Here is a 13,157-nt window from a genome sequence, read left to right on the forward strand (position 1 = left end):
ATGAAATGGCAAATTATGTAGATGAGATTAAAAAAAGAAGAACCTTTGCGATTATTTCCCACCCGGACGCAGGTAAGACTACGTTGACTGAGAAGTTCCTGCTCTACGGCGGAGCCATCAATCTGGCCGGTTCCGTCAAAGGTAAGGCCACAGCCCGTCACGCGGTTTCCGACTGGATGGAGATCGAAAAGGAGAGAGGTATCTCTGTTACTTCGTCGGTATTACAGTTTAATTACGACGGCTATTGTATCAATATCCTGGATACGCCGGGACATCAGGACTTCTCCGAGGATACCTACCGCACCCTGATGGCGGCGGACTCCGCAGTCATGGTGATCGACGGCAGCAAGGGCGTGGAGGCCCAGACCCGAAAGCTTTTTAAGGTCTGCGCTATGCGTCATATCCCGATTTTTACCTTTATCAATAAGATGGACCGGGAAGCCATGGACATCTTTGAGCTTCTGGACGATATCGAAAATGAGCTGGGAATCGCCACCTGTCCGGTGAACTGGCCCATCGGCTCCGGTAAGGCCTTCAAGGGCGTCTACGACCGGAACACGGAGAAGGTGCTGCTATTCTCCGATACCGAGAAGGGTACCAAGGAGGGCGAGGAGCTGGATCTGTCCATCAATGATCCGCAGATCGACAGCATTCTCGATCCGGGTCAGAAGGAAAAACTGATGGATGATATCGAGCTGCTGGACGGCGCCAGCGCGGAGTTTGACCAGGAGCTGGTAAGCCAGGGAAAGCTGTCCCCGGTATTCTTCGGATCGGCCCTGACCAACTTCGGCGTGGAGACCTTTCTGAAGCATTTCCTGCAGATGACCACCTCTCCGCTGCCCCGTAAGGCAGACGTGGGGCTGATTGATCCCATGGAAGAGGAGTTCTCTGCTTTCGTATTCAAGATTCAGGCCAATATGAACAAGGCCCATCGTGACCGTATCGCGTTCATCCGTATCTGCTCCGGCAAGTTCACGGCTGGTATGGAAGTCTATCATGTGCAGGGCGGCAGAAAGCAGCGTCTGTCCCAGCCCCAGCAGATTATGGCGCAGGATCGGAAGATTGTGGACGAGGCTTACGCGGGCGATATCATCGGCGTCTTTGATCCGGGCATTTTCTCCATCGGAGATACCTTATGTATGCCGGGCAGGCAGATTAAGTACGAGGGGATTCCGACCTTCGCGCCGGAGCATTTCGCCCGGGTGCGCCAGATCGACACTATGAAGCGGAAGCAGTTTGTCAAGGGCATCGAGCAGATTGCCCAGGAGGGCGCGATCCAGATTTTCCAGGAGTTCAATACCGGTATGGAGGAGATTATCGTGGGCGTCGTGGGTGTCCTGCAGTTCGACGTGCTGAAGTACCGTCTGGAAAATGAGTATAATGTGGATATCCGTCTGGAACCGCTGCCCTACGAGCATATCCGCTGGATTGAGAACGAGGACATCGACATGAGTAAGCTGGTGGGTACCTCCGACATGAAGAAGATCAAGGATCTGAAGGGCAGACCGTTGCTGATCTGGACCAACGCATGGAGCGTGGGCATGACCCTGGATCGGAATCCGGGCCTGGTTCTGTCAGAGTTTGGCCGGTAAGTCTTGTCAATCATGGATAAAGTGTGATAAAATATAAAAAGCATGGCAGGGGTATGATATCTGCTGCCGAGTGGTGGGAATAGTAAGAAATAATAAAGGAGTGGAAGCGGATTTCATTCACAAAACAGGCGAAATGAAAACTGCTTCGTGCGAACAGGGAAACCTGATTTGCACAGAAAACAGGAGGTTTTGAATATGTCAAAGGAAGAAAAAAGAGGCGTTCATATGATACATGAGGATAGTCAGCTGGGCGAGGTTCAGATCGCGGACGAGGTAGTCGCTACCATCGCAGGGTTAGCAGCCACCGAGGTAGAGGGCGTGGCATCCATGGCTGGCAATATCACCAATGAGCTTATCGGAAAGCTTGGCGTAAAGAATCTGTCCAAGGGTGTGAAGGTTCTAGTGACAGACCGCAGCGTAGACGTGGATCTGGCGCTGAATATCGAGTACGGCTACAGCATTATGAAGGTGTCTGAGAAGGTTCAGGATCGCGTAAAGAGCGCCATCGAGAACATGACAGGACTGGAAGTAGCCATGGTCAATATCCGCATTGTCAATGTGAATATGGGAAAAGAAGAAAAGTAAGCGTTACTGTTCGGGAGCGGCTGCAGTCAGCGGCTCCCTTTTCAAACGATAAGAGGGAAAAAGGCGGAGTAAGATGAAAAGACGAGAGTTAAGAGAGCATATTTTTGAGCTGCTGTTCCGTATCGAGTTCAACAGCGCAGAGGAGATGCCAGAGCAGATGCGGCTGTTTTTCGAAGGACTGGGCGAGGTCGAGCCGAAGGATCAGGAATATATTGAGAAGAAATATGCACATATAGTAGAGAAACTGCCGGAGATTGACAGGACTCTGGATGAGACCGCGGAGGGCTGGAAGGTATCCCGTATGGGTAAGACCGATCTGACCATCCTGCGCCTGGCTGTGTATGAGATGGAATACGACGAGGACGTGCCGGTAGGCGTGGCGGTCAACGAGGCGGTCGAACTGTCCAAAAAGTTTGGCGGCGACGAATCCCCGATCTTTGTCAACGGTATCTTAGGTAAGATTGGAAAGACAGGAAAAACAGAATGAAGCATGTCTATACGGTAGCGCAGGTAAACACATACATCAAAAATATGTTTACACAGGATTTTATGCTGAACCGTATTTATGTAAAGGGAGAGGTGTCCAACTGTAAATATCACAGTTCCGGGCACATCTACTTTTCTCTGAAGGATGAGAGCGGATCCATGGCCTGCGTGATGTTTGCGGGCGACCGGAAAGGACTGGCCTTCCCCATGAAGGACGGTCAGCGGGTCATCGTACTGGGGCGCGTCAGCGTCTATGAACGCAGCGGCAGCTATCAGCTCTATGCCAGAGAGATTATTAAGGATGGCGTGGGACAGCTCTATGAGGCTTATGAGAAGCTGAAGATGGAGCTGGAAGAGATGGGCATGTTCGCCCCGGAGTATAAGCAGCCGATTCCGTATTACGCGAAGAAGGTGGGTGTGGTGACGGCCCCCACCGGAGCGGCCGTGCAGGACATCCGTAATATCGCCCTCCGGCGCAATCCTTATGTGCAGCTCATCCTGTATCCGGCCCAGGTACAGGGCGAGGGCGCGGCGGATAGTATCGTGCGTGGCATCGAGACCCTGGACGCGCTGGGACTGGACGTGCTGATCGTGGGCCGCGGCGGCGGTTCCATTGAGGATTTGTGGGCTTTTAATGAGGAAAAGGTAGCGAGAGCCATTTTCGACTGTAATACGCCGGTGATCTCGGCGGTAGGCCATGAGACTGACACGACCATCGCTGATTACGTGGCGGATTTGAGGGCTCCGACCCCATCGGCGGCGGCAGAGCTGGCTGTGGCCGATATCCGGGAACTGTTGGAGCGGATGCGCGGTTATCAGCAGCAGTTTGAGAATATCTTCCGTCATAGAATGGAAGAATATTACAGAAGACTGGCGGAACTGAAAAGCCGGGTTCAGCGCGTCAGTCCGGAGACACAGCTTCTGGAGAAGCGGATGCGTCTGGCGGAATTATCCAACGGTTTGGAGCAGGCCATGCAGAATAAGCTGTCGGATCGGAAGCACAGCCTGAATTTGTATATCGAACGCTTACACGGGCTTTCGCCGCTTCTGAAGCTGCAGCAGGGCTATTCCTACACGGAAGGGCCGAATGGAAAGGCCGTGACTGGAATTGATGAGGTTACGGAAGGCGAACGGCTTCGAATCCATGTGACAGACGGTGTATATACCGCAGTGGTAGAAGGCCGCGAGAAGATAAAAAAGAGGATATGATGATTCAGGGACGGAACAGTTAAGAGAGGATAAGACGGTATGGCAACGAAGAAAAAGGAAGCGACACTGGAAGAAAATTTTGCAGAGCTGGACGCGATGCTGGCGAAGCTGGCTGACCGGGACGTGCCATTGGAGGAGTCCTTTACGATTTACGCCGAGGGCATGAAGCTTCTGAAGGCCTGTGGCGATAAGCTGGATAAAGTAGAGAAAAAGATGCTGGTCATGAATGAGGAGGGCAAACTGGATGAGTTTTAAAGAAGAACTTCGTACCAAGACGGAAGAGATTGAGAAGCTGCTTATGGCTTATCTGCCGGAGGAGACCGGCTTCCAGAAGACGGTTCTGGAAGCGGTGAATTACAGTGTGCTGGCAGGCGGCAAGCGTCTCCGTCCCATGCTGATGAAGGAGACTTATCAGATGTTCGGCGGCCAGGGTAAGGTGGTGGAGCCCTTTATGGCAGCCATGGAAATGATTCATACCTATTCCCTGGTGCATGATGATCTTCCGGCCATGGACAATGACGAATATCGCCGCGGCAAGAAGACCACCCATGCGGTATACGGCGAGGCCATGGGGATTCTGGCGGGTGACGCTCTGCTAAACCTAGCTTTTGAGACGGCTGCGGGAGCTTTTGATATCGAGACCAGTGCCCGGACTGCGAAGGCATTGCAGATTCTGTCTAAGAAGGCAGGTATCTATGGCATGATCGGCGGTCAGGTGGTGGATGTGGAGTCTGAGGGACAGCCCCTGTCCAGAGAAAAGCTGGATTTCATCTATCGCCTGAAAACTAGCGCCCTGATTGAGGCGGCTATGATGGTGGGCGCGGTGCTGGCAGGTGCTTCCGACGACGAAGTGGAGACAATTGAGCACGTGGCAAATGATGTGGGACTGGCTTTCCAGATCCAGGATGATATTCTGGATGTGACGAGTACGCTGGAAGTACTTGGCAAGCCCATTCACAGCGATGACAAGAACCATAAGACCACCTATGTAAGCCTGGAGGGCCTTGACAAGGCAAAGAAGGATGTGGAAGAGATTTCTGAGAGAGCCCTGTCCACACTGGCTTCTTTGAACCATAAGAATGCATTTCTGGAAGAACTGATCCGGATGCTGATTACAAGAGAAAAGTAAGATTGAGGTGAGTACATGCTGCTGGAGCAGATCAATCAGGTTAATGATATTAAAAAACTGAACAAGGAGGACTGGGAACCCCTGGCGCAGGAGATCCGGGATTTTCTGATCGAGAAAATCAGTGTGACAGGCGGCCATCTGGCCTCCAATCTGGGCGTGGTGGAGCTGACCATGGCCATGCATCTGGCTTTTGATTTCCCGAAAGATCAGGTGGTCTGGGATGTGGGACATCAGTCCTATACCCATAAGCTTCTGACCGGAAGAAGAGCCGGTTTTGACGATCTGCGGAAATACGGCGGCATGAGCGGCTTCCCGAAGCGGAAAGAGAGTGACTGCGACTGCTTCGATACAGGCCACAGCTCCACCTCGATCTCAGCGGGTATCGGCCTGGTGAAGGCCCGGGATCTGACCGGCGGAAGCCAGAGCGTGATTTCAGTCATCGGAGATGGATCCATGACCGGCGGCATGGCCTTTGAGGCCCTGAACAACGCCTCCCAGTTAAAGAGTAATTTTATCATCGTGCTGAATGACAACCAGATGTCCATCGCGGAAAATGTGGGTGGCTTAAGCCAGTACCTGAACGGCATGCGCTCCAACGAAGGATATAATAATTTCAAGGCGGGCCTGCAGAATACCCTGGAGAAGATTCCGGTATACGGCGACGGCATTGTGCGACAGCTGAAGAAGACCAAGAGTGGCCTGAAGCAGCTGGTAATCCCGGGTATGTTTTTTGAAGACATGGGCATCACCTACCTGGGCCCGGTGGACGGCCATAATATCGATCAGCTCATCCGTACGTTTAACGACGCGAAAAAAGTGCATCATGCGGTCTTGATTCACGTCTGTACGAAAAAGGGCAAGGGATATGAACCGGCGGAGCGCCATCCCTCCCGGTTCCACGGCGCGGAGCCTTTTGTCATCGAGACGGGGCTGCCTAAGAGCAGACGGGCCAAGGCCAATTATACGGATATCTTTTCCACAGTGATGCGGAAGCTGGGCGACCGGGATGAGAAGGTGGTGGCCATCACGGCGGCTATGCCGGACGGAACCGGACTTAAGCGATTTAAAAATATGTTCCCGGATCGGTTTTTCGATGTGGGAATCGCGGAGCAGCATGCGGTGACCTTTGCAGCCGGACTGGCGGCAGGCGGCCTGAAGCCGGTGGTGGCGGTGTATTCCTCCTTCCTCCAGCGTGCTTACGATCAGGTGCTGCACGATGTCTGTATCCAGAACCTGCATGTGATTTTCGCTATTGACCGGGCAGGTCTGGTGGGTAGCGACGGCGAGACCCATCAGGGTATCTTCGACCTGTCTTACCTGTCCAGTATTCCGAATATGACCATTATGGCCCCGAAGAATAAATGGGAGCTTTCGGATATGATGAAGTTTGCCGTGAATTACGGCGGTCCCATCGCCCTGCGTTATCCCAGAGGCGAGGCCTACGACGGTCTCCAGGAGTTCCGCGCTCCCATTGCCTATGGAAAGAGCGAGTGGATTTATGAGGAAGCGGACATCGCCCTGATGGCGGTGGGCAGTATGGTGAAGACTGCGGAGAAGGTACGGGATACCCTGAAAGACACCGGATATAACTGCACGCTCATCAATGCCCGCTTTGTGAAGCCCATCGACGAGCAGATGCTGGAAGAGGTGGCCAGGCAGCATAAGCTTCTGGTGACACTGGAAGAAAATGTAAGAAATGGAGGCTTTGGCGATCACGTACTGGAGTATGTGAACGACAGAGGCTTCGACATGAAGGTGCTGAACATCGCGTTGCCGGACGAGTATGTGGAGCATGGCAATGTGGCATTACTGCACAAAGAGGTAGGCCTGGACGCGGAAACCATCGTGAAGCGTGTGATCACCGCCTATGTGGGCGAGATGTAAAAAAACAGGTGGCTTGACCATATGTGGCAGAGCCATAAGAAATAGAGTTTAGGAGAGAACGGATATGAAGGTACGTCTGGACGTGCTTCTGGTAAACAGAGGCCTGGCAAAATCCAGAGAGCAGGCCAAAGCCATCATCATGGAGGGCAAGGTCTTTGTAAAGGGACAGCGGGAGGACAAGGCTGGTTCCATGTTTGACGAGGCCGCGCCCATCGAAATTCACGGACAGAAGCTGCGCTATGTGAGCCGTGGCGGTTTAAAGCTCGAGAAGGCAGTGGCCCATTTTGACCTGGGGCTGGAAGGAAAGGTCTGCATGGACGTAGGTTCCTCCACCGGAGGTTTCACCGACTGCATGCTGCAAAACGGCGCAGTGAAAGTATACGCGGTAGACGTGGGAACCAATCAGCTGGACTGGAAGCTCCGGAGCGATCCGAGAGTGGTCTGTATGGAGAAAACCAATATCCGTTACCTGACCCCGGATCAGATCGACGAGCCTCCCAGGTTTGCGTCCATTGACGTGGCCTTCATTTCCCTGACCAAGGTGTTGCTTCCGGTGCGGGAGCTTCTCGACGACGGCGGCCAGGTGGTGGCCCTGATTAAGCCCCAGTTTGAGGCGGGCCGGGAGAAGGTCGGCAAGAAGGGCGTGGTGCGGGAAAAGAGCACTCATCTGGAGGTAATCCAGATGGTTCTGACCTACGCCTGGTCCATCGGCTTCGACATTCTGGCGCTGGAATTTTCCCCCATCAAGGGACCGGAGGGCAACATCGAATACCTGGTATGGCTTCAGAAGACCGACCGGGAGGCTGTAGAAGAGCTTCCGACCTGGGAAGAACTGAAGGGCCATCTGCCCGCGGGCGTAGAACCGGAGCGTATTGTGGACGAGGCTCACGGAACCCTGGATGTAAAATAAGAAAGCCGGGAAGAGACAGATGAACCGATTTTATGTGATTACTAATGTGGAAAAAGATAAAGACCTGAAGACCACCCGACAGATTTACGATTATCTGAAGGCCCGGGGGTGCGAATGTACGGTACGGGAATTCCAGAAAAAGGAAACTGAAGATTCCGGTGGAGATTACCGTTATACAGACGCGTCGCTGATTCCGGCCGGGACCGAGTGCATCCTGGTGCTGGGCGGCGATGGAACCCTGATTCAGGCGGCCCGGGATACGGTGGATCGGAAGATTCCGCTTCTGGGCGTGAATCTGGGAACCCTGGGTTTCCTGGCGGAGATTGAGAAGACAGGCGTGCCGGACGCGTTGGACAGCCTGATTCTCGACAATTATACCATTGAGCCCAGGATGCTTCTGGAGGGAACCGTATACCGGGAGGGGAAAGAGCCGGTCAAGAATCTGGCTCTCAACGATATCGTCGTGAACCGGGCGGGAGCGCTTCGGATCATTGATTATGAGATCTCAGTCAATGGAGAGCCGCTGAACCGGTATTCCGCCGACGGCATGATCGTGTCCACGCCCACGGGATCCACAGGCTACAGCCTGTCCGCCGGCGGCCCCATCGTATCGCCCATGGCCAGCATGATTGTGGTGACGCCCATCTGTCCCCATACCCTGACCGCCCGAAGCATCGTACTGTCCGGCGGCGACCGGGTGACGGTACGGACCGGGGCCGGAAGAAGAAACCAGAGAGAAGAATCTTTTGTGACCTTTGACGGCGAAGTGCAGGTGCCGGTGGCCACAGGCGATTATGTGGAGATACAGAAGTCGGAAAAGACCGTCAACATACTGAAGATCAGCAGGGTCAGCTTTCTGGAGGTCCTGCGTGACAAAATGCGCGGCAACTAGGAGGTATGACGAAATGAAGATAGAGCGGCACGCAAAGATTATCGAGCTGATCAACGAGTATGCCATCGAGACCCAGGAGGAGCTGGCGGCCAGATTGAACGACGCGGGCTTTCGGGTTACCCAGGCGACGGTATCCCGGGATATCCGGGAGCTGAAGCTGACCAAGATGGCGGTGAACGGACGGCAGCGCTATGTGGTAGTGCCGGGCGGCAACGGCCACATGGGTGATAAGTACATTGGCATCCTCCGGGACAGCTTTCTGTCCATGGAGATGGCTCAGAATATTCTGGTGGTGAAGACTGTGGCAGGTATGGCCATGGCGGCAGCCGCGGCCCTGGACGCCCTTCACTGGCAGGAGATCGTGGGCTGTATCGCCGGGGATGATACGATCTTCTGTGCGGTACGCAGTGTGGACGATACCATGATCGTCATGGAAAAACTGAGAAAAGCAATCAGGGGTTAGAGCGAAAGGAAAAGTATGTTAGAGCATCTGCATGTGAAAAATCTGGCATTGATTCGTGAAGCGGAGATTGATTTTACGGAAGGACTGAATATCCTGACCGGCGAGACCGGAGCCGGAAAATCCATCGTCATCGGCTCGGTGAGCCTGGCGCTGGGCGGCAAGGTCAGTAAAGATCTGGTACGTCCGGGGGCGGACTACGGTCTGGCGGAGCTGGTCTTTTCTGTCACAGGCAAGCGGTTGGAAAGCCGCCTTCAGGAGCTGGACGTGGTTCCGGAGGACGGCCAGATCATCCTGTCCCGGAAAATCATGAACGGTAAGAGCATCAATAAGATCAATGGCGAGACGGTCACCTTAAGTCAGCTTCGGGAGGCGGCATCCCTGCTCATCGATATACATGGGCAGCACGAACACCAGTCCTTATTGCAGAAGAAAAAGCATCTGGAGATTCTGGATGAATACGCGAAAGAAGAATTACAGCCGGTAAAAGACACTCTGGCGGCTGTTTATCAAGAATGGAAAAAACTGGAAGAGGAAAGGGAGAACGCCCAGCTGGACGAAGAGAGCCGCATGCGGGAGCTGTCCCTTCTGGAATTTGAGACAAAAGAGATCGAAGAGGCGGGGCTGGTGCCCGGCGAAGATGAAGAGCTGGAGCAGCGGTACCGGAAGATGACGAACGCGAAGCGGCTGATGGAAGCCGCCGGAACTGCCTATGGCCTGACCGGCTATGAGGAAGCCGAGGGTGCCGGAACCGCCATCGGACGGGCGCTCCGGGAGCTGCAGGGCGTCCAGAGCCTGGACGAAGGCCTTGGGGATCTGACCGGCCAGCTTTCCGACATCGACAGCCTGTTAAATGACTTTAACCGGGAGCTTTCCGATTATGTGTCCTCCCTGGAGTTCGCAGATGAAGAGTTTGAACAGGTGGAGGAACGCCTGAATACCCTGAATCACTTGAAATCCAAGTATGGCAAGACCCTGGAGGCGGTGCTGGAATACGACCGGGAGCAGCAGGAACGTCTGGCAGCCCTGCAGGATTATGACGCCTATCTGGAACGTCTGAGCAGGGCCATTGGAGAGAAAGAGCAGGAGCTGGAAAAGCTCTGCGAGGAAGCCAGCGCCATCCGGAGACGCTATGCGACGACGCTTTGCGGAAAGATCCGGGAACATCTGGTGGATCTGAATTTCCTGAACGTGGAATTTGAACTGGATTTCACACGGCTTTTCGGTTATACCGCGAATGGCTTCGACGACGCCGAGTTTGTCATTTCCACGAATCCCGGCGAGCCCCTGCGGCCGCTGGCGAAGATAGCCTCCGGCGGCGAGCTGTCCCGCGTTATGCTGGCTATTAAGACTGTGCTGGCGGATAAAGATCAGATCGAGACCGTGATTTTTGATGAGATTGACGTAGGCATCAGCGGCAGGACAGCTCAGAAGGTATCGGAAAAAATGATGCTGATTGGCCGCACCAGACAGGTCATCTGCATCACCCATCTGGCCCAGATTGCAGCCATGGCGGATACCCATTTCCGCATCGAAAAGCAGGTGGAGGAGGGCGGCACCCGGACAGAGATCAGGAAGCTTACGGAGGCGGAAAGTATCGATGAGTTGGCCCGTATCCTGGGCGGTGCGGAGATTACAGACGCCGTTTTAAAAAATGCTTCGGAGATGAAAGAACTGGCAGGTAACAAAAAGTCCCAGACTAGATAGCAGAGGATTCTGCATACTAAAGACAGAGACGGAAAAGCGTTTCTGTCTTTTTTTTGATCGACTTTTCTCTTAAGATAAGGAGAATGCCATGATGATATGCAGAAAAACATACCGGAAATTTTTGCTGGGGCTGCTGGCTGTAAGCCTTCTGGGACTGGGCGTGTATGATTATTTCCGGGAACGGGCGCGGATTCCCGATTCCTACGTGCAGACTGAGGGCGAGCCCGGACCGGCGGAACCTGATTTCCCGGTGACAGCGCAGATCACGCAGAGCGTGACGGAGGCCTCTTACAATAGCCGGAGCGGGAAGAGCTATCAGATATCTTATCGGTATCTGGGATGGATGCCGCTGAAAGAGACGGAGGTCACTGTGGTGCAGAAGACCTGCGTGATTCCGGGCGGCATTCCGGTGGGCATCTATATGGAGACGGACGGCGTGCTGGTGATTGGAACCGGAAAGGTAACCGGACGGGACGGTCTGACCTATGAACCGGCTTTTCGGCTGGTGCAGGCCGGCGATTACATTCGCTCTGTCAACGGACAGACGATCCGGGAGAAGGAGGAGCTTATTGAGGCTGTGCAGGAGCAGGGCAGTGAGAAGGTGGTGTTGGGACTGGAACGGGACGGAAGAAGCTTTGAGATTCGGCTTTCAGCCACGGACACGGAGGAGGGCTTCCGACTGGGCATTTGGGTGAGGGATAATACCCAGGGCATCGGAACCCTGACATTTTTAACGGAAGACGGAAGCTTCGGGGCCCTGGGACACGGGATCAACGATTCAGATACGGGTAAGCTTCTGAAGCTCAGCGAGGGCAAGCTGTATGATACCTCGGTGGCGGAAATTCACCGGGGCGAGCCCGGAACGCCCGGGGAGGTGGCGGGGCTGATCCGCTATCGGGAAAGCCTGATCTGCGGGGAGATTCAGGAGAATACAGAGGCAGGAATATTCGGCACGGCGACAGAGCATCTGCGGGAACAGCTGCCTGTGGAGACGCTGGAGGTGGGGTATAAGCAGGAAATTACCAGGGGCGAGGCGTGGATCCGAAGCGCTGTGAGCGGGGAAGTCCGGGATTACCGAATAGAAATCGAAGAAATCCACAGCAGTGAGTCCGATGTCAATAAGGGGATCGTGTTGCGGGTGACCGATCCGGAACTGCTGGCACTGGCGGGCGGAATCGTGCAGGGAATGTCTGGCTCGCCGGTGATTCAGAATGGAAAGATCGTGGGCGCTGTGACCCATGTATTTATCAATGATCCGACGAAAGGTTACGGTATTTTTATAGAAAATATGCTGGATCCGCAGGGAAAGAGTTAAAACAGAGGAGCTGCCGGGTCATTTGTTCGGGAAGTCTGTCGAAACCTGTCTTTCGGTGTCCAAAAAAGAAGAACGATAGAAATTGCAGAAAAAGGGAAAAACTGGCTATAATGTTCCTATCACAAATCAACAGCGAATGTAGAAGAAATGGGGGGAATTTTGTGGAGAAACTTAGAATTGCGATTGCGGATGATAACGAGCGTATGGTAGAGGTACTGAGCGCGTTGATTCAGGGGGAAAACAGTATGGAGCTTGCAGGAACAGCGGCAAATGGAGAAGAAGCGTTGGATTTGATTCGCAGACATATACCGGATGTGGTGCTTCTGGATCTGATCATGCCGAAGGTAGACGGGCTGGGCGTCATGGAGAAACTGCGGGAAGATAAAACCATCCGGAAAATGCCCGTGATTATCGTACTCTCCGCAATCGGACAGGAGAGCGTTACAGAAGATGCCTTTGCTCTGGGAGCAAGTTATTATATTATGAAGCCCTTCAACCATGAAATGCTGCTGGGAAGACTGAAAGGGCTTCAGAAGCATGGCGAAAAGCTGTGTGTACCCCATCAGACCGAAGCCATAAAAGAAAGGGAAAGCGTCTGTGAGGAACGGGATCTGGAGACAGATGTGACCAATATGATTCATGAAATTGGCGTGCCCGCTCATATCAAGGGATACCAGTATCTTCGGGACGCGATAATTATGACCGTGAATGACATGGAAATGCTGAGCTCCGTGACGAAGGTACTGTATCCCACCATCGCTAAGCATTATCAGACAACGCCCAGCCGGGTGGAACGGGCCATCCGGCATGCCATTGAGGTGGCCTGGGGCAGAGGAAAGATGGACACCATAGACGCGCTGTTTGGCTATACGGTCAGCAATGGGAAAGGAAAGCCCACAAATTCCGAGTTTATCGCGCTGATTTCAGACAGGATCCGACTGGAGAACAGGAAGAAGGTTTCCTAATGTAGCGAGAAATGTAAAAATTG

The 13,157-nt window shown here is 53.7% G+C and carries 13 protein-coding genes; all 13 read left to right on the forward strand.

Annotated elements, in window-relative coordinates; all coding sequences use genetic code 11:
* The first annotated feature begins 5 nt into the window (after positions 1-5).
* The 13 genes from OCV63_RS12530 to spo0A all read left to right on the forward strand — a co-directional run bounded on the left by OCV63_RS12530 (position 6) and on the right by spo0A (position 13,134).
* Positions 6-1,592: a peptide chain release factor 3 gene (locus OCV63_RS12530; protein WP_158364342.1), complete on the forward strand. Its 1,587-nt coding sequence runs from the start codon at positions 6-8 to the stop codon at positions 1,590-1,592.
* A 195-nt stretch (positions 1,593-1,787) separates the two neighbouring features.
* Positions 1,788-2,177: an Asp23/Gls24 family envelope stress response protein gene (locus OCV63_RS12535; protein WP_158364344.1), complete on the forward strand. Its 390-nt coding sequence runs from the start codon at positions 1,788-1,790 to the stop codon at positions 2,175-2,177.
* A gap of 73 nt (positions 2,178-2,250) precedes the next feature.
* On the forward strand, positions 2,251-2,664 hold the full coding sequence (gene nusB / locus OCV63_RS12540; protein WP_158364346.1) for a transcription antitermination factor NusB: 414 nt from the start codon (positions 2,251-2,253) through the stop codon (positions 2,662-2,664).
* Positions 2,661-3,872 (forward strand): exodeoxyribonuclease VII large subunit, encoded by a 1,212-nt coding sequence (gene xseA / locus OCV63_RS12545; RefSeq protein ID WP_158364348.1) that lies wholly within the window; start codon positions 2,661-2,663, stop codon positions 3,870-3,872. Before nusB ends, xseA begins: the two co-directional genes overlap by 4 nt.
* A gap of 39 nt (positions 3,873-3,911) precedes the next feature.
* On the forward strand, positions 3,912-4,127 hold the full coding sequence (xseB, locus tag OCV63_RS12550; RefSeq protein ID WP_158364350.1) for an exodeoxyribonuclease VII small subunit: 216 nt from the start codon (positions 3,912-3,914) through the stop codon (positions 4,125-4,127).
* Entirely contained in the window at positions 4,117-5,001 is an 885-nt protein-coding gene (locus OCV63_RS12555; protein ID WP_158364352.1) for a polyprenyl synthetase family protein, read from the forward strand. Before xseB ends, OCV63_RS12555 begins: the two co-directional genes overlap by 11 nt.
* A 15-nt stretch (positions 5,002-5,016) precedes the next feature.
* Complete coding sequence (gene dxs / locus OCV63_RS12560) at positions 5,017-6,885, forward strand: 1-deoxy-D-xylulose-5-phosphate synthase (RefSeq protein ID WP_158364354.1); 1,869 nt, start codon at positions 5,017-5,019, stop codon at positions 6,883-6,885.
* A gap of 64 nt (positions 6,886-6,949) precedes the next feature.
* Positions 6,950-7,795, forward strand: coding sequence for a TlyA family RNA methyltransferase (locus tag OCV63_RS12565; protein ID WP_158364356.1), 846 nt, complete (start codon positions 6,950-6,952; stop codon positions 7,793-7,795).
* 19 nt (positions 7,796-7,814) lie between these two features.
* The gene (locus tag OCV63_RS12570; RefSeq protein ID WP_158364357.1) at positions 7,815-8,687 is read left to right on the forward strand and encodes an NAD(+)/NADH kinase; all 873 of its coding nucleotides are present in this window, start codon (positions 7,815-7,817) and stop codon (positions 8,685-8,687) included.
* A 13-nt stretch (positions 8,688-8,700) separates the two neighbouring features.
* Positions 8,701-9,150 (forward strand): arginine repressor, encoded by a 450-nt coding sequence (locus OCV63_RS12575; protein ID WP_158364359.1) that lies wholly within the window; start codon positions 8,701-8,703, stop codon positions 9,148-9,150.
* 15 nt (positions 9,151-9,165) lie between these two features.
* The gene (recN, locus tag OCV63_RS12580) at positions 9,166-10,854 is read left to right on the forward strand and encodes a DNA repair protein RecN (RefSeq protein ID WP_158364361.1); all 1,689 of its coding nucleotides are present in this window, start codon (positions 9,166-9,168) and stop codon (positions 10,852-10,854) included.
* An 88-nt stretch (positions 10,855-10,942) separates the two neighbouring features.
* Entirely contained in the window at positions 10,943-12,169 is a 1,227-nt protein-coding gene (spoIVB, locus tag OCV63_RS12585; protein WP_158364363.1) for a SpoIVB peptidase, read from the forward strand.
* A gap of 161 nt (positions 12,170-12,330) precedes the next feature.
* Positions 12,331-13,134: a sporulation transcription factor Spo0A gene (gene spo0A / locus OCV63_RS12590; protein WP_158364365.1), complete on the forward strand. Its 804-nt coding sequence runs from the start codon at positions 12,331-12,333 to the stop codon at positions 13,132-13,134.
* Positions 13,135-13,157: the final 23 nt, after the last annotated feature.

The sequence above is a fragment of the Laedolimicola ammoniilytica genome (assembly GCF_025567165.1).
In the GTDB taxonomy this organism is placed as follows: Bacteria; Bacillota; Clostridia; order Lachnospirales; family Lachnospiraceae; genus Laedolimicola; species Laedolimicola ammoniilytica.